This is a genomic window from Streptomyces sp. NBC_01478 (genome assembly GCF_036227225.1).
Classification (GTDB): Bacteria; Actinomycetota; Actinomycetes; order Streptomycetales; family Streptomycetaceae; genus Streptomyces.
Map to the genome: position 1 here is coordinate 1,301,133 of NZ_CP109444.1, position 16,244 is coordinate 1,317,376.

The following is a 16,244-nucleotide window of genomic DNA, read 5'->3' on the forward strand; positions in this document are numbered from 1 at the left end:
CCCCCGGACGCGGCCGTGAAAGGCTGGAGATCACGTACGGACCCGCATCGACCACCCCCATCGAGCACCGTCGTACAGGAGTTGAGCGCCATGTCCTCCGAGCTGCCGAAGTCGACCGGAGCCCCGGCCCGTCAGAACGTCACCTTCCCCAGTGCCGGGGGCACCGCCCACGGCTACCTCGCCCTGCCGCCGTCCGGGAGCGGGCCGGGCGTGATCGTCATCCAGGAGTGGTGGGGCCTGACCGACCACATCGCCGACGTGGCCGACCGGCTCGCCCAGGAGGGCTTCGTCGCGTTCGCCCCCGACCTCTACGGCGGGAACGTGGCGCACGAGAGCGACGAGGCGCTGCGCATGATGCTGGCCCTCCCGGTCGCCCGCGGTGTCGAACTGCTCTCCGGCGCGGTCGGCCATCTGCTGTCCCTGCCCGAGGTCGCCTCGGACACGGTCGGCGCGGTCGGCTTCTGCATGGGCGGCGGCTTCGTCCTGTACCTCGCCGCGGCCGACCCGCGCGTGAGCGCGGCGGTGCCGTTCTACGGCGTGATCCAGGGCGAACTGCCCGACTTCTCCGGCCTCAAGGCGCAGATCCTCGGCCACTACGGCGAGCTGGACGAGAGCATCCCGGTCGCGGGCCTCGACGCACTGCGCGAGCACATCCAGAAGCAGTCCGGCATCACCGCGGACCTGCGCCTCTACCCGGCGAACCACGCCTTCTTCAACGACGGCCGCCCGGTGTACGACGCCGGCTCCGCCACCCGCGCCTGGGCGAGCACGGTGCCGTTCCTGCACGAGCAGTTGGGCTGACGCCCCGCCGCCCTCGGGCCCAAGTCCTACGACTCCGGCCCGAGGCGCCGGGCGGACGCCGCCGGTAGCGTCCCGGGCATGAAGATCACCGTGCCGCCTCGCGGCCCCGAAGAGCGCCGGCGTGACGTACTGGCAAGGCTGGAGCGGGAGTCGGACATCTGGGTGGCCTCGGCGGACACCGACGGGCTGCCCTGTCTGGTGCCGCTGTGGTTCGTCTGGGACGGGCAGGCCGTCTGGCTGTCCACCCGGGCCACGAACCCCACGGGCCGCAATCTGAGCGACGGGCGGCGGACCCGGCTCGCCTTCGCCGACACCCGGGACGTCGTGCTCATCGACGGCGAGGCGACGGCCTTCACCGACCGGGACGTCCCGGCTTCCGCGGCCGACTCCTTCCACGCGAAGTACACCTGGGATCCCCGCGCGGACCGCGCGCCCTACTCCTTCTTCCGGATACGGCCGCTGGCCGTCCAGGCGTGGCACAAGCAACGCGAGCTGCCCCAGCGCCATCTGATGCGGGACGGCATCTGGCTGGTGTGAGCCCCGCCCTCGCTCAACCGGCCTGCCGGTGCAGTTCGTCGAGCCGGGACAGTTCGTCCTCCGTGAGCCGGATCGCGCCCGTGGCCACGTTCTCGGCGAGGTGGTCGGGGTTGCCCGTGCCGGGGATGGCGAGGACGTGCGGACCCTGGGCAAGGGACCAGGCGAGCCGGAGCTGGGCGGGGCTGACACCGTGGGCGTCCGCGATGGCCAGCACCTCGTCGTCGTGGGCGGTGGTGGCACCCTGCGGGCCGGCCGCCCCCGCGATCGCGAAGAACGGGACGAAGGCGATGCCCTGTTCCCCGCAGATCCGCAGCATGTCGTCGGTCTCCGGGCTGGACGAGTCGAGCCCGAACCGGTTCTGCACACTCACCACCGGCGCGATCTCCTGCGCCTCGGCGAGATGCCGCGGCTCGACGTCGGAGATCGCGAGGTGCCGGACCAGCCCCTCCTCGCGGAGTTCGGCGAGCGCGCCGAAGTACTCGGCGATCGAGTCCTGCCCCATCCGGCGCAGATAGACCACGTCGAGGTGGTCGCGCCCCAACTGCCGCAGGTTCTCCTCGACATGACCGCGCAGGTCGTCGGGGCGGGCCGAGGTGCTCCACTCCCCCGCGTAGTTCCGGTAGGGGCCGACCTTGGTGGCGATCACGAGGTCGTCCGCGTAGGGGGCGAGCGCGGAGTTGATGAGTTCGTTGGCCGAGCGCAGGGACGAGAAGTAGAAGGCGGCCGTGTCGATGTGGTTCACGCCGAGCTCGATCGCCTTGCGCAGCACGGCGATCGACCGCCCGCGGTCGCTCGGTGTCCCGAGGTTGAAGGCTGCGCTGCCCGTCAGCCGCATCGCGCCGAAGCCGATGCGGTTGACGGTCAGGTCGCCTAGTTTCCAGGTGCCCGCGGCGGCCGCGGTGATCTTCTCCGAAGTCATCAGCGGAGTTTCGCACACACTCGCGGCCCGCCCGCCCGCACTTTACGGATACGTGTAGCCGTTCAGGGAGTTGACGGCGGAGGCCGGGTCACCGAGGTCGTAGCGGTCCACGGCGAGGAAGTTGGGCTTCTTGCGGGCGGCCGGCTGGCAGAACCGCTGGGCCCGGTCGAGGACCTTGGTGTTGTCGGTCTGCGCCGTCCCGGCGATGGTCGCGTCCCGGAAGTGGTTCATGACGAACAGCGGACGGAACCCCGCATACGTCTGGGTCAGCGGGACGTTGAGGTCGCTGCCGTACCAGCGGCTGTAGCAGGACCAGTCGGAAGAGCTCGCGCCGGAACCCATGGACCAGTAGTTCTCGACGGTCCACTCGCGCTGGTACATCACGCCGAAGCTGTCCCGGGTCAGTCCGGCGGACTCGTCGGAGGCGCGGCTGTGGTCGGTGAAGATCAGCAGCCGGTGGTTGGCGGCGATCAGGTCGGCCAGCTTGGGCCAGCCGTTCTGCTTCACGCCGGTCTGGTCGGGGCGGTACAGCACGTCGTACAGGCCGTTCACGCGGGCGAGTTCGCTGCGCAGAACGCCCGGGTCGACGTAGTCCTCCAGGAAGACGGTGACGAACTGGTCGGGGTGTGCCTTGAGGAAGTCGACCATGCGCTGGAGGTCGACGTTCAGGGCGACGGGCTTGCTGACCAGGGTGCAACTGTCGTGGCAGAGGATCGCGCCGTCGGAGGTCTGGTGGATGTCCAGCATGAACCCCCGTACGCCGTCGGAGAGTTGCTGGTTGATGCCGCGGGACTGGTTCGGGAAGAAGTTCACGAAGGGCGGCGCGAAACCGCCGTCGACCCCGTTGGCGTAGGCGTTGTGCGCGGTGAGGAACGTGACCTGGTCCAGGGTGCGTTGGTCCTGGGCGGGGATGGGCTTGGTGGGTGAGGTGATGGGCGTGAGGTACCAGGAGGCGAGGCCGCCGGAGGAGCCGATGGCCAACTGGGCCGGGTAGTTGGCGCCGGAGGGCTTGGCGCCCACCGTCAAGTAGCTGTCCGCGCCCGGGACTTGGAGCGTGTACTGGTCGCCGCCGGTGGGCGTGATCTGCCAGGCCGCGTCCGCGCCGGTGCAGGCGACGGTCTTCGCCTGGCCGCCCGAGCGGCCCAGGCAACTGCCGGCCGTGTCGGTGCTCTCCAGGACGTACGAGGATCCGCTCGTCCGGAGGTTCCACTGCTGGTGGTCCTCGTTGCCCTTGGGGTTGTGCTGCTCCACCGCTCCCCCCTTGTCGGCCGCGTTGAGCCCGGTCGTGGCGCTCTGGACGTAGTAGGTGCCCGGGGCGGGGACCGCGTCGGCGGCTCCGGCCGGTGGAGCGACGATCGCCGCCGACAGCGCGACGGCGACGGCGAGCAGGGCGTGGGGGGTTCGCATGGGTGCCCTTCGGTTCGAGTGTGGTCAGGCTCATGACACCGAAAAGGTGATCGGGCCACACCCAAGCGCCTATGGTCTGAACCAGTCAAGAGGCGTGACCGGTCGGCGGAGTGAATGGCGGAGGACGGGACGCGGTCAGCGCGTTTTCCTCAACTGCCGCCAGGCCAGGTAGTGATCGAGGAGGGTCTCCTCCAACGGCCGGTAGTCGATGCCCAGTTCCTTCACACCGCGCCGGTTGTCGACCGGGAAGCTGATCCCGAGGTGCTTGCGGATGTAGTCCTGGGTGAGCCCGAACGCCGGGCCCAGGACGCGCACCGGCCAGTGCGGCAGTCCGTGCCGGGGCAGCCGGTAGTCGCGCGGGAAGCGCTGCCGCAGGGCGCGTGACATGTCGAGGAAGGACGCCATCCGGGTGGCCGCGACGATGTAACGGCCGTGCGCGTCGGGGTTTTCCGCCGCCGCGATGTGCGCGCCCGCGACGTCCCGCACATCGGCGACGGTGAAGCGGAAGTCGGGCGCCCCGTAGAAGAAGTAGCCCTTGAAGAGCTCGTCGAGGAGGAACAGGCTGCCGGAGTCGGAGGCCGGGGTCAGTGAAGGGCCCAGGATCAGGCCGGGGTTGACGGCGACCATGCGCCAACGGCTCTGCGCCTGCGCGGCGTCCCAGGCGGCGCGTTCGGCGACCGTCTTGGCGTAGTGGTACGGGTTGTTCTCGACCGTGCTGGTGGTGTTGAAGTAGTCCTCGGAGAGGGTCTCGTCCCTCATCGCCCGTACGTCGACGTAGTCGCCGAAGATCGCGCCGACCGTCGAGGTGAACACCAACTTCTCGACGGCGGGCGTGCGTTCGATGCCGGCGAGGACGTTCCGGGTGCCGGTGAGCGCGGGCTCGACGACGTCCTTGTGACCGTCCTTGATCTTCTCCGGCATCAGGAACGGCGAGGCCACATGGAACACCACCCGGCAGCCGTCCATCGCCGCGTCGAAGGAACCCGCCGCCAGCAGATCGGCCTCGAACAGCTCCAGTCGACCCGGGAACTGCTCCTGCATGGCCCGCAGCGGCGCGACCTTCGCCGCGTGGCCGAGGGACCGCACGGTGGTGTGCACCCGGTAGCCGCGCTCCAGCAACTGCCGGACCAGATGGCTGCCGACGAATCCGCTGCCGCCGGTCACCAACACCGTCTCGCCGCCGACACTCATTCCTGGCTCCGATCACCCGTGGCATCCAGCGCGCACGCTACAACGGTGATCGGTCCCGGGTCAGCGCTTCGGCCGCCACGGCCCTCAACTCCCGGCCCCTGTATAGGCGGCCGTCGTCCGGTCGGCCGCCGCACGGGCCACCGGCTCGTCCTCGCCGCTCGCCACGTTCGCCGCGAACCACGCCTCGCTGCTCGCCGTGACGAAGCGACGGCCCTCCTCGGACGCCAGCCAGGCCATGGCGTCCTCGGGCTTCACGGCAGCGTTGCCCGACAGGTTGCCGTCGAGCCCCAGCAGGATCGAGTCCCAGCCGACGCCCACCGCGCCGGGCCCGAACTCGGCCCACTTCGTGTCGTCGACATGGGCGATGTGCTCCAACTCGAAGCGCGTCCCGTCGCCCTCGGGCGTCAACCTCAGCTCGATCCAGCTCACTTCACCGCCGAACTCCCAGGTCGCGAAAAAGCCGTTGGGCGGGTCGCAGCGCTCGACGGTGCCGCCCGCGTTGCCCTGCAACTGGTACTTCCCGCCCAACCGCAGTTCGCCGGTGACCGGCAGGAACCAGCGCGGGATGCGCTCGGGGTTGGTGCAGGCGTCCCAGACGTCGGCGACCGGTGCGTCGTAGGACTGGCTCACGGTCACCACGCGGGCCTCGCCGGCCTGGAATTCGCGGCGGCCGACCTTGCGGGTCACGGCGTTGATCTGATGGGTCACGTCAATCATGGGGTGCTCCTTGACTCGTCGGGGCTGTCGTCGTCCGCCTCACGAAGCCGGCGCTCGCGCTTGCCCCGGGCCAACTCGGTTGCCAGGGCGTCCAGATGCGGGGTCCAGAAGCGACGGAAGCGGTCGAGCCAGGCGTCGATGTCCCGCAGCGGCTCGGGGTCGACCGCGTACAGGCGCCGGGTGCCCTCCGGCCGCACCGTCGCGAAACCGCTCTCCCGCAGCACCTTCAGATGCTGGGAGACCGCGGGCTGCGTGATCCCGAACTCCCGCCGGACGACCTCGCTGACCGCACCGGCGGGCTGCTCGCCCTCGGCGAGCAGCTCCAGGATGCGGCGGCGCACGGGGTCTCCGAGCACATCGAAAGCGTGCATGCGACCCAACGTATCACCAGTCACTTATATAAGCGACTGGTGATACACAAGAAGCAGGGTCAGGCCAGCGGCTTCTCCAGCAGGGCCTTGCGGTGGCTGAACGTCTCGATCGAGTAGCGGCCGTGGTAGTTGCCCATACCGCTCTCGCCGACACCGCCGAACGGCAGGTCGGAGACGGTGAGATGGGCGAGCGGCAGGCCGTAGCCGACGGCGCCCGAGGAGGTCTCGGCGGCGATCCGGGCGCGGGTGTCGTCCGAGTCCGTGAAGACGTACAGGGCGAGGGGCTTGTCGCGGTCGTTGATGAAGTCGATCGCCGCGTCGAGGCCGGGGACGGTGACGATCGGCAGGATCGGGCCGAAGATCTCCTCCGCCATGACCGGGGCCTTCGGGTCCACGTCGGCGAGCACGGTCGGCGCGATGTACTTGTCCGTCCGGTCGCTGCGTCCGCCGACGACGACCCGGCCGGAGTCGAGCAGCCCGGAGAGCCGGTCGAAGTGGCGTTCGTTGACGATACGACCGTACTCGCCGGAGGTCTGCGGGTCGGCGCCGTAGACCTTCTCGACGGCGCTCGCCAGCAGGGGTTCGAGCGCGGCGGCGGTCTCCGGGTCGGTCAGCACATAGTCCGGGGCCACACAGGTCTGGCCGGCGTTGAGGAACTTGCCGCGCGCCAACCGGTCGGCCACGACGGCGAGATCGGCGTCGCGGTCGACGAACGCCGGTGATTTGCCGCCGAGTTCGAGGGCGACCGGGGTCAAGTGCTCGGCGGCGGCGCGCAGGACGATACGGCCGACGGCGCCGTTGCCGGTGTAGAAGATGTGGTCGAAGTGCTCGGCGAGCAGGGCCGTGGTCTCCGGGATGGCACCCTCGACCACGGCGACCGCGTCGGTGTCGAGGTACTCGGGCACCAGCCGGGCGATGGCCGCGGAGGTGGCCGGGGCCAGCTCGCTGGGCTTGAGGACCACCGCGTCGCCCGAGGCCAGCGCGCCGACGACCGGGGTGAGCAGGAGCTGCACCGGATAGTTCCAGGGGGCGATCACGAGGACGACGCCGAGCGGGTCGTACTGCGTCCAGGCGGTCGCGTCCGTGCCGAGGTGGGCCGGTACGGGGGCGGACTCGGGGCGCAGCCACGCGTCGAGGTGGTCGAGGGTGTGGTCGATCTCGCGGATCGTGAAGCCGATCTCGGTGCGCTGGGACTCGGCCGCGCTCTTGCCGAGGTCGGCGTGGAGGGCGGCGGCGAGGTCGTCGCCGTGCTCCGTGAGCAGCTCGCGCAGTCGGCGCAGTTGCGTGGTGCGCCACTCGACGGGCTTGGTGCGGCCGGTGCGGAAGGTGGCGCGCAACCGGGCCACGATGTCGGCGGGCTGCTCGGGACTGGACTGGTTCACGGTGCCTCGCTGCTGGTGCGTGGGGGTTCTGGACGGTCAGGTGTATATAGCAACCATTCTTGCACCGGGAAAAATTCCGGTGCGCACATGGTCACCCTCCGCCTCACGGCTGTCACATCCGGACGAGTTCCCGGCGGCGCCGTTCCAGATAGCCGCGCTCCGCCGCGCTCTCGGTCCGGGCGATGGCCGCTTCGTACGCCCGCACCGCCTCGGTGTCGCGGCCCAGGCGCCGCAGCAGATCGGCGCGTACGGCGTACAGGACGTGGTAGTCGTCGAGGTCCAGCGCGTCCACGAGCTCGAGCGCCTTGCGCGGACCGTCGACCTCGGCGACGGCGACGGCCCGGTTCAGGGCGACGACCGGGCTCGGGGCGAGGACCATGAGCTGGTCGTAGAGCCGGAGGATCTGTCCCCAGTCGGTGGCGTCGGCGGTCGACGCGTCGCTGTGCACGGCGTTGATCGCGGCCTGGATCTGGTACGGCCCCGGGTTGTTCAGCCGCAGACACCGCCGGACGAGTGACTGGCCGTCGGCGATCAGCTCGCCGTCCCACCGGTCGCGGTCCTGTTCCGGCAGCGGAACCAACTCGCCGTCCGGGCCCGTCCGTGCGGCCCGGCGCGACTCGCTGAGCAGCATCAGTGCGAGCAGGCCGGCCGCCTCGGGCTCGTCCGGCATCAGCTCGGACAGGAGGCAGCCGAGACGCAGGGCCTCGGCGCAGAGTTCGGGCGAGCCCGTGTAGCCCTCGTTGAAGATCAGGTAGACGACGGCAAGGACCCCCTTGAGCCGGTCGGGGAGGTCGGCGTCGCGAGGCACTCGGTACGGGATCCGCGCGTCCCGGATCTTGGCCTTGGCGCGGACGAGGCGTTGGGCCATCGTCGGCTCGGGCACCAGGAAGACGCGGGCGATCCGGGCGGTGGTGAGCCCGCCGAGCAGCCGCAGGGTGAGCGCGACCTGGGCCTGGGTGGCGAGCGCGGGGTGGCAGCAGGTGAAGATCAGACGGAGCCGTTCGTCGCGCACGGGACCCTCCTCGGCGGGCGCGTCGGACGCGTACAGCAGGGCGGCCTCGCTGTGCCGGGCCTCGCGAGAGGACTCCCGGCGCAGCCGGTCGACCGCGCGGTTGCGGGCGGTCGTGATGATCCATCCGGCCGGGCTCGGCGGCACACCGGTCTCCGGCCACTTCTGTACGGCCGTGGTGAAGGCGTCCTGGACCGCTTCCTCGGCGAGGTCGATGTCGCCGAGGAAGCGGACCAGGACCGAGACCGCGCGCCCGTACTCGGCACGGAAGACGGCCTCGATGTCGGTGTCGAACGGCATCAGTCCTCGGACGTGTTCATGAAGGGGCGCACCTCGACGGGCAGCGTGGTGGCCCAGATCGCCCGCTTCCCCCACTCCAGTGCCGCGTCCAGGTCGGCCGCCTTGATCAGGCAGAGCCCGCCCAGATACTCCTTGCCCTCGGCGTACGGGCCGTCGGTGATCAGCACGTCGCCGTCCTTGGGGCGCAGCACGGTGGCCGTCTCCGGGCCGTGCAGTCCGCCGGCGAAGACCCAGGCACCGGCGGCCTGGAGTTCGTCGTGGAAGATCTCCAGTTTGCGGACGATCTCGGCCATCTCGTCGGGCCCGGGCATCTCTCCGTCGGTCGGGGTGATCACGCTGAGCAGGTAGTGCTGCATGACGTCCTCCATGGCACAAGGGGTTCTCGAACCCTCCGGCGGGTTCTCTCACCTCCTACACGAACGCCATGGTCCCGGATCGACAGCGCGTCTCAGGAGACCGGCAGGATTTTCTCCGCGCTCTCGTCCCCGCCCGGGTGTGCGGGCTCCTGGTCCAGAGCCGCCGTGAGCCGCGCGAGCAGTCGTACGAGATCGCCGTGGTCGTCGATCGCGTCGAGCAGCCGGGTCTGGTCGGCGAGAAGGCGGTGGGCGGCACGCTGGTGGAGGGCGCGGCCGCGGGCGGTGAGATGGAGCAGGACACGGCGTCGGTCCGCCCGGTCGGGGCGGCGAAAGACCAGATTGTCGGCGACCATCCGGTCCACCAGCTTGGTCAGACTCGGGGCGGGCATCAGGACCTGGTCGGCTATCTCGGTCATCGGATGCCCCTTGCCGTCCGCGATGACCGACAGGACGCGCCACTGCTCCACCGAGCAGTTCTCTTCGGCCAGCATGGCGGCCATGCGCAGGCCCATCCGCCGCTCGGCGTGACTCAGCAAGTGGGCGAGGCCCGGCGACGGTACGGACGACATTGCCGCTGTCCTTCCGGTAGGTCTACTGTGCGGTTCAGATTACGAGCCTCTGCGAGGGCGCCGGGGCCGGGACCGGTTTCCGTGCCCTCACGCCCTCACGGAGGTGGTCTGGTGCATCCCCTGCCGCCCGGGCGGATCAGCGGCCCGGTCAGGACTCTGGTCGTGGCGCTGGTCGTACCCCTGCGGGGTCCGGCGGGCGTCTTCGGCCCGTCCTGCGAACTGGCCGCGCAACTCGCCGTGGAGGAACTCAACGCCATCGGCGGGGTGTTGGGCCGCGAGGTCCGGCTGATCGTGGTGGACGGCGGCGCCCCGGCTGAGCAAGTGGCCGCCGAGGTCGAGGTGTTGGTGTCGATGCGCGCGGTCGACGCGGTGGTCGGCTGGCACACCTCGGCGGTCCGCAAGGCGCTGGTGCCGCGCATCGCGGGCCGGGTGCCCTACGTCTACACCGCGCAGTACGAGGGCGGCGAGCGCACGCCCGGGGTGTTCCTGACCGGCGAGACCGACGCGGCCCAACTCCTGCCCGCCATGCGCCTGTTGGCGGAGGAGACGGGCGCGCGGCGCTGGTGCACGGTGGGCAACGACTACGTGTGGCCGAGAGTCACCGCCCGGGCCGCGCGCCACTACGCCCGGGAGTGCGGTGGCCGGGTGCGCGACGAGATCTTCGTCCCCCTGGGCACCTACGAGTTCGGCCCGGTGCTGCGGCGCGTCGAGCGGTGCGAGGCGGACGCCGTCCTGATGCTGCTGGTCGGCGACGACGCGGCACGCTTCAACAGGGCGTTCGCCGCCCACGGGTTGCACCAGCGGTGTCTGCGGCTGAGCACCCACATGGACGAGAACATCCTGCTGTCCACCGGCGCGGAGGCCACCGAGGGACTGTGGGCGGCGGCCGGCTACTTCGAGACCCTCGCCACCGCCGAAAGCCTTGATTTCAGCGGGCGTTACGCGGCCCGCTTCGGCGTGGAAGCACCCGTCGTGGGCAGCCTCGGCGAGTCGTGCTTCGAAGGCGTACGACTGCTGGCGGCCCTGGCCGAGCAGGCGCGGTCGCTCGATGTGGGCACCATGTGCGCGGTCGGCGGCACCGTCTCGTACGAGGGCCCCCGGGGCGTACTGCGTCTGCACGGCAATCACCTCCGTCAACGGCTGTACCTGGCACGGGCGGACGCCTTCGACTTCGACATCGTCGCCCAACTCTGACCTCCCCCACCCGCTCGAAGGGAGGCTACCTTCCCTCAGAAATAGTTTCCACAGGAAGCATTGATTAAATCTACGCGCGTCGCCAAAAGAATTTTGAAAGCTCTTCCATTTAAAACAGGCGAAACGGCCGGGAAACAATTCGGCGTGACTCTTCCGTCCAACTCCCCCGGGCCGTCCGGGAGATGACCACACCCGTGGAAGAAGGAAGTGTCGTGACGGAGATCGTCGACAAAGAGGCGCCGGCAACGGCAGCCGGACGGACCTACAACGACTGGGCGAAGAACGACACGCTGGAGGACTACTCGCTGCGCTACGCGCCGAAGTCCTTCCGCCGCTGGACGCCGTACGTGGTGGCCACCACCGCCCTGGGCGGTATCGCGTACCTCGCCGACTTCGCCATCGGCGGCTCGATCGCGATCTCGAACGGCTTCTCCAGCGCCATGGTGGCGATCCTGGCGGCGGCGGTGACGATCTTCCTCACCGGCATCCCGATCTCGTACTACTCGGCCAAGTACTCCATCGACATGGACCTGTTGACCCGGGGCGCCGGCTTCGGCTACCTCGGCTCGACCCTCACGTCGGTCATCTACGCCAGCTTCACCTTCATCTTCTTCGCCCTCGAAGGCTCGATCATGGCGCAGGCCCTGGACCTGGGCCTCCATATCCCCCTGGCAGTCGGCTACTTGATCTGCTCGCTGATCATCCTGCCGCTGGTGATCTACGGCATGACCGCGCTCTCCAAGATGCAGGTGTGGACCCAGCCGGTGTGGCTGGTCCTGATGGTCGCGCCGTTCGTGTCCATCGCGATCCAAGAGCCGGGCAAGTTCTCGGAGTTCACACACTTCGCGGGCAACTCCCCCACAGGTTCCGGCATCAGCATGCTCGGTGTCGGCGCGGGCGCCGGCGTGGCGCTCTCCCTCATCGCGCAGATCGGTGAGCAGGTCGACTACCTGCGCTTCATGCCCGACAAGACCCCGCAGAACGCCAAGAAGTGGTGGGGCGCGGTGCTCTCCGCCGGTCCCGGCTGGGTGGTCCTCGGCGCGGCGAAGCAGATGGGCGGCGCCTTCCTCGCCTTCTACATCGCCGGCAGCGTGGGCCTGGCCAAGGCCAACGAGCCCATCCAGCAGTACGTGTCCGGCTTCAAGACCTTCGCCGCCCCGGTCGCCCTCGGCCTCGCCACGTTCTTCGTGATCCTGTCCCAGGTGAAGATCAACTCGACGAACGCGTACTCCGGTTCACTGTCCTGGTCGAACTTCTTCTCCCGCCTGACACACCGTCACCCGGGCCGCGTGGTCTACATCTTCCTCAATGTCGGCATCGCGCTGGCCCTGATGGAGGGCGGCGTCTTCGGCTTCCTCAACACGGTGCTCGGCTTCTACTCCAACGTGGCGATCGCCTGGATCGGCGCGGTCGTCGCCGACCTGGTCATCAACAAGCCGCTCAAACTCAGCCCGTCCTACATCGAGTTCAAGCGCGCCCACCTGTACAACTTCAACCCGGTCGGCTTCGGCTCGATGCTCATCGCGTCGGCCGTCTCCATCGCGGCGTACTTCGAGGCGTTCGGCGACTACGGCAAGGCGTACTCCCCCTTCATCGCCCTGTTCCTGGCGATGGTCCTCTCGCCCCTGTTCGCGTACCTCACCAAGGGCAAGTACTACATAGCCCGCCTCGACGACCTCGCGGAGCCCCTGCTCGACGCGGACGGATACCCGTCGGCCGTCATCCTCAACTGCACCGTCTGCACAACGGACTTCGAGCGCCCCGACGTGGCGAACTGCCCCTTCCACTCCGGCCCGATCTGCTCCCTGTGCTGCAGCCTGGAGAAGGACTGCCACGACTCCTGCAAGAGCGCCCCGGGTGCCACCGGCCCGGTCGACCTGGCGATGCCCGCCGTACGCTCGGCGGACTGACCACCGCATTGCCACCGCTCCGGCCCGCGTCCCACGACACGGGCCGGAGCGTCACGCGCGGCCAACCCTGCACCGGTCGGCAGAATCACCCGCATGACCGCGCACTCCCTCGTCACTCGTGCCCGCCACCTCGCGGACGACCTCCTCATCCCCCACGCCGAACAGGTCGACCAGGAGGGCGTCCCGCCGACCCACATCGAGGCGATCAAGCACTCCGGGCTCCTGGGCGTGAACGCCCCCGTGTCCTACGGCGGCTCGGCGGCACCCGGCGCGGTGGCGAGGGATACGGCGGAGATCCTGGCCGGGGCATGCTGCTCCACGTGGTTCGTCCAGACCCAGCACCACACGCCGGTCATGACGCTGGCGAAGAGCGAACTGCCGGTACGGGAAAGGCTGTTGGGACCGCTCGCGCGAGGCGAGCTGCTGTCCGGGGTGGCGTACGCACATCTACGGGCGTACCCCCGCATCCCCGTACGGGTGACACGGGAGCGGGGCGGCTGGCGGTTCGACGGCACGGTCCCCTGGTACACGGGTTGGGGCCTGAACGACGTGATGCTGCTCGCGGGGGTGACCGACGCGGACGAGGCGCTGTTCGCGTTCACCGAAGCGCGGGAGCAGCCCGGCCTGCGGCCCTCGGCCCCGATGCGGCTGGCGGCGCTCACCGCGTCCCGGACCGTGTCGCTGGAGCTGGACGGCCTGTGGCTCCCCGAGGAGGCGGTGGCCCTGCGCGCGCCGTACGCGGAGTGGGCGAGGACCGACCGCCCGAAGCCGACGAACGCGTCACCGGCGGTGTTCGGAGTCGCGGAGGCGGCGCTCGCCCTGCTGGACCAGGACACCGCGGGCCCACTCCGCGCCCGCCTCGGCGAGGTACGCGAGCAGGCCTACGCCCTGGCCGAACACCCGGCGCCGCACGAGCACTTGGCCGAGCGGCTCGCCCTGAGGACACAGGCGTACGAGGTGCTGATGACGGCCACGACGGCAGCCGTGGTGGCCGGGGGCGGCAGATCCCTGGCATTGACGAGCAGGGCCCAACGCCTCGCGCGCGAGGCCCTGTTCCTGCTGGTTCAGGGCCAGACGGCGGAGTCGAGAGCGGCCCACCTGAAGGCACTGGCCGACTCGTAATTCGCTTGACCCGGCCGCGGAGCGGCGCTGCACTGTGGCTGGCAGCACGGGACGTGGTGCCGGTATCTCTGGGAGGCAGCGACAGTGGTGGAGATCCGTCCCACGACCGACGACGACCTCGACGTGTTCGTCGACACGCTCCACGCCGCGTTCGGGCTCTTCCCGGAAACCCCGACCGAAGGCGGCGGTCTCTGGTGGTCGGCGCTCGAGATCGACCGCTGCCTGCTCGCCACGGCGGCGGACGGACGGCCCGTCGGCACCGCCGGCGCACACTCCTTCGAGCTCACGCTGCCCGGCGAGACCGTCGTCCCGGTCAGCGGGGTGACCGCCGTCGGCGTCCTGCCCTCGCACCGACGCCAGGGCGTACTCAACGCGATGATGCGCCACCAGCTCACCGAGCTGCGGGCGCGCGGGGAGTCCCTCTCCGTGCTGCTGGCCTCCGAGGCCCTCATCTACCGCAGGTTCGGCTACGGACCGGCGACCTACACCCAGCGCCTGACGGTGCCGCGCCACCGGGCCGCCCTCACCCTTCCCCGGGCGCGCGGCACGGACGGCGAACTGACCACCGGCTCGGTCGAGTTGCTGCGCCGTGCCGAGTGCGGCGAGATCCTGGAGGAGGTCTACGACCGCTACCGCCGAGCACAGCCCGGCGCGCTCTCCCGGCCGCACCGCTGGTGGGCGCTGCGCGCGGGGCAGCCCCCGATCTCTCCGAAGCCTCGCTACGTCGCCGTCCACCGTGACGCCGACGGGGTCCCGGACGGGTACGCCAGCTATTCGCTCGGCGAATCCCAGACCCTGACCGTGGACGAGACCATCGCCACCGATGACGCCGTCTTCACGGCTCTGGCCCGGTTCGTGCTCGGCCACGACCTGGTCGGTCAGGTCGTGTTCAAGCATGTCCCGCCCGGCCATCCGCTGCGCTGGCAGCTCGCGGACTTCCGCGCCGGAGAGGTGGGCGGCGACACCGACTGGCTCTGGGTGCGGCTGCTGGACGTCCCGCGTGCGCTGACCGAGCGCGGCTGGTCGACGGACGGCGAGCTCGTCCTCGACGTCGACGACCCGTTCCTCGGCGAGCACGGCCGCTACCTGCTGACCGTTCGGGACGGCAAGGCCGACTGCGTCCCGACGGGCCGGGAGCCCGACCTGTCCCTGGACATCAGCGACCTGGGCTCGGTCTACCTGGGCGGCACCGCCCCGAGCACACTCGTGCGGGCCGGCCACATCCGGGCCCACCGCCCGGACGCACCGGCCCTCGCCGATGCTCTTTTCCGGGCCGATCGCGCCCCGCACTGCCTGCACTGGTTCTGACCACGGCTCAGCCCGCGAACGGCACCTGTGCCCCAGCGGGCTTCCGGTCGCCGACGGGGTGCCGCCAGACTCCCTCCGCGGCCAGCCTCGGCAGCACCCCTTCCCCGAACCAGTACGCCTCCTCCAGATGCGGATACCCGGACAGCACGAACTCCTCGATCCCCAGCGCCGCGTACTCCTTGATCCGCTCGGCGACCTCCTCGTGGCTACCGACCAACGCCGTCCCCGCCCCACCCCGTACCAGCCCGATCCCGGCCCACAGATTGGGATGGATCTCCAGCCCGTTCCGACTCCCGCCGTGCAACGCCAGCATCCGCTGCTGTCCCTCCGATTCACTCCGCGCGAGCCCCGCCTGCACGGACTTCACGGTCTCGGAGTCGAACCCTTCGAGCAGCCGGTTCGCCTCGGCCCAGGCCTCCGCGGACGTGTCCCGCGTGATCACATGCAGCCGAATTCCGAACCGAAGCGTCCGTCCCTCCTTCGCCGCCAGCCCCCTGATCCAGGCGATCTTCTCGGCGACCTGGGCGGGCGGCTCACCCCAAGTGAGGTACACGTCCACGAACTTGGCGGCGATCTCACCCGCGATCGGCGACGACCCCCCGAAGTACACCTCGGGCACCGGCTCGGGCAACCGTGCCAGTTTCGCGTCCTCGACGCGCAGATGCTCGCCCGCCAGATCGACGGTCTTGCCGTCCCACAACTGCCGTACGATCTCCAGGAATTCACCGGTACGGCGGTAACGGTCGTCCTTGTCGAGGAAGTCCCCGTAGGCCCGCTGCTCGTGGCTCTCGCCTCCGGTGACGACGTTGAGGAGCAGCCGTCCGCCGGTCTGCCGCTGGAACGTGGACGCCATCTGCGCGGCGAGCGTCGGCGAGACGAAGCCGGGCCGGAAGGCGACCAGGAACTTCAGGCGTTCGGTGTTCTGGCTGACCATCGCGGTGGTCAGCCACGCGTCCTCGCACCAGGCGCCGGTGGGCGTGAGGGCGCCCACGAAACCGAGGTCCTCCGCCGCGCGGGCGATCTGGCTCAGGTAGGCGACCGTCGGCGGCCGGTCCCGTCCGGAGACGGTGGCGGGGGTTCCGTGACCGCCGCCCACGACATGGCGGCTGTCTCCGTTGGTGGGGAGGAACCAGTGGAAGGTGAGGGACACG

15 protein-coding genes and 1 pseudogene are annotated in these 16,244 nt (G+C 70.1%); 6 read left to right on the forward strand and 10 right to left on the reverse strand.

Features of this window, described 5'->3' with window-relative positions; genetic code table 11:
* Nucleotides 1-90: 90 nt before the first annotated feature.
* A complete protein-coding gene (locus OG223_RS05850; protein ID WP_329243356.1) occupies nt 91-801 on the forward strand; it encodes a dienelactone hydrolase family protein in 711 nt (236 codons plus the stop codon).
* A gap of 78 nt (nt 802-879) precedes the next feature.
* Complete coding sequence (locus OG223_RS05855; protein WP_329243358.1) at nt 880-1,338, forward strand: pyridoxamine 5'-phosphate oxidase family protein; 459 nt, start codon at nt 880-882, stop codon at nt 1,336-1,338.
* A 13-nt stretch (nt 1,339-1,351) separates the two neighbouring features.
* On the opposite strand, the gene OG223_RS05860 is transcribed toward OG223_RS05855, so the two are convergent.
* From OG223_RS05860 to OG223_RS05900, 9 genes and pseudogenes are all read right to left on the reverse strand, one after another.
* Nucleotides 1,352-2,257: an aldo/keto reductase gene (locus OG223_RS05860; RefSeq protein ID WP_329243361.1), complete on the reverse strand. Its 906-nt coding sequence runs from the start codon at nt 2,255-2,257 to the stop codon at nt 1,352-1,354.
* A 42-nt stretch (nt 2,258-2,299) separates the two neighbouring features.
* Nucleotides 2,300-3,664 carry an RICIN domain-containing protein gene (locus tag OG223_RS05865; RefSeq protein WP_329243364.1) on the reverse strand — a complete coding sequence of 455 codons (1,365 nt, stop codon included), beginning with the start codon at nt 3,662-3,664 and terminating at the stop codon, nt 2,300-2,302.
* A gap of 135 nt (nt 3,665-3,799) precedes the next feature.
* Complete coding sequence (locus tag OG223_RS05870; protein WP_329243368.1) at nt 3,800-4,855, reverse strand: NAD-dependent epimerase/dehydratase family protein; 1,056 nt, start codon at nt 4,853-4,855, stop codon at nt 3,800-3,802.
* An 84-nt stretch (nt 4,856-4,939) separates the two neighbouring features.
* Nucleotides 4,940-5,572, reverse strand: coding sequence for an SRPBCC family protein (locus OG223_RS05875; RefSeq protein ID WP_329243371.1), 633 nt, complete (start codon nt 5,570-5,572; stop codon nt 4,940-4,942).
* A complete protein-coding gene (locus tag OG223_RS05880; RefSeq protein WP_329243373.1) occupies nt 5,569-5,943 on the reverse strand; it encodes an ArsR/SmtB family transcription factor in 375 nt (124 codons plus the stop codon). The genes OG223_RS05875 and OG223_RS05880 overlap by 4 nt, the downstream gene beginning before the upstream one ends.
* Before the next feature lie 59 nt (nt 5,944-6,002).
* A pseudogene (locus tag OG223_RS05885) lies at nt 6,003-7,334 on the reverse strand (aldehyde dehydrogenase family protein); the annotation flags it as partial.
* A 103-nt stretch (nt 7,335-7,437) separates the two neighbouring features.
* Entirely contained in the window at nt 7,438-8,634 is a 1,197-nt protein-coding gene (locus OG223_RS05890; protein WP_329243376.1) for an RNA polymerase sigma factor, read from the reverse strand.
* The gene (locus tag OG223_RS05895) at nt 8,634-8,990 is read right to left on the reverse strand and encodes a YciI family protein (protein ID WP_329243379.1); all 357 of its coding nucleotides are present in this window, start codon (nt 8,988-8,990) and stop codon (nt 8,634-8,636) included. The genes OG223_RS05890 and OG223_RS05895 overlap by 1 nt, the downstream gene beginning before the upstream one ends.
* A 92-nt stretch (nt 8,991-9,082) precedes the next feature.
* Entirely contained in the window at nt 9,083-9,559 is a 477-nt protein-coding gene (locus tag OG223_RS05900; RefSeq protein WP_329243382.1) for a MarR family winged helix-turn-helix transcriptional regulator, read from the reverse strand.
* A 111-nt stretch (nt 9,560-9,670) separates the two neighbouring features.
* Here OG223_RS05900 and OG223_RS05905 point away from each other — a divergent pair, with 111 nt between their 5' ends.
* From OG223_RS05905 to OG223_RS05920, 4 genes are all read left to right on the forward strand, one after another.
* Nucleotides 9,671-10,753, forward strand: a complete 1,083-nt coding sequence (locus OG223_RS05905; RefSeq protein ID WP_329243385.1) for a substrate-binding domain-containing protein — start codon at nt 9,671-9,673, stop codon at nt 10,751-10,753.
* Between the two features lie 212 nt (nt 10,754-10,965).
* Nucleotides 10,966-12,663: a purine-cytosine permease family protein gene (locus OG223_RS05910; RefSeq protein ID WP_329243387.1), complete on the forward strand. Its 1,698-nt coding sequence runs from the start codon at nt 10,966-10,968 to the stop codon at nt 12,661-12,663.
* Between the two features lie 93 nt (nt 12,664-12,756).
* A complete protein-coding gene (locus OG223_RS05915; protein WP_329243390.1) occupies nt 12,757-13,785 on the forward strand; it encodes an acyl-CoA dehydrogenase family protein in 1,029 nt (342 codons plus the stop codon).
* An 87-nt stretch (nt 13,786-13,872) separates the two neighbouring features.
* The gene (locus OG223_RS05920; protein ID WP_329243392.1) at nt 13,873-15,093 is read left to right on the forward strand and encodes a GNAT family N-acetyltransferase; all 1,221 of its coding nucleotides are present in this window, start codon (nt 13,873-13,875) and stop codon (nt 15,091-15,093) included.
* A 7-nt stretch (nt 15,094-15,100) separates the two neighbouring features.
* Here the strand turns inward: OG223_RS05920 and OG223_RS05925 are convergent, their stop codons facing one another.
* Nucleotides 15,101-16,243, reverse strand: coding sequence for an LLM class flavin-dependent oxidoreductase (locus tag OG223_RS05925; protein ID WP_329243398.1), 1,143 nt, complete (start codon nt 16,241-16,243; stop codon nt 15,101-15,103).
* Nucleotide 16,244: the final 1 nt, after the last annotated feature.

Bases quoted from the DNA above. Each gene is read 5' to 3' on its own strand.
- OG223_RS05850 (WP_329243356.1), top strand. From the start codon at position 91: ATGTCCTCCGAGCTGCCGAAGTCGACCGGAGCCCCGGCCCGTCAGAAC.
- OG223_RS05855 (WP_329243358.1), top strand. From the start codon at position 880: ATGAAGATCACCGTGCCGCCTCGCGGCCCCGAAGAGCGCCGGCGTGAC.
- OG223_RS05860 (WP_329243361.1), bottom strand. From the start codon at position 2,257: ATGACTTCGGAGAAGATCACCGCGGCCGCCGCGGGCACCTGGAAACTA.
- OG223_RS05865 (WP_329243364.1), bottom strand. From the start codon at position 3,664: ATGCGAACCCCCCACGCCCTGCTCGCCGTCGCCGTCGCGCTGTCGGCG.
- OG223_RS05870 (WP_329243368.1), bottom strand. From the start codon at position 4,855: ATGAGTGTCGGCGGCGAGACGGTGTTGGTGACCGGCGGCAGCGGATTC.
- OG223_RS05875 (WP_329243371.1), bottom strand. From the start codon at position 5,572: ATGATTGACGTGACCCATCAGATCAACGCCGTGACCCGCAAGGTCGGC.
- OG223_RS05880 (WP_329243373.1), bottom strand. From the start codon at position 5,943: ATGCACGCTTTCGATGTGCTCGGAGACCCCGTGCGCCGCCGCATCCTG.
- OG223_RS05890 (WP_329243376.1), bottom strand. From the start codon at position 8,634: ATGCCGTTCGACACCGACATCGAGGCCGTCTTCCGTGCCGAGTACGGG.
- OG223_RS05895 (WP_329243379.1), bottom strand. From the start codon at position 8,990: ATGCAGCACTACCTGCTCAGCGTGATCACCCCGACCGACGGAGAGATG.
- OG223_RS05900 (WP_329243382.1), bottom strand. From the start codon at position 9,559: ATGTCGTCCGTACCGTCGCCGGGCCTCGCCCACTTGCTGAGTCACGCC.
- OG223_RS05915 (WP_329243390.1), top strand. From the start codon at position 12,757: ATGACCGCGCACTCCCTCGTCACTCGTGCCCGCCACCTCGCGGACGAC.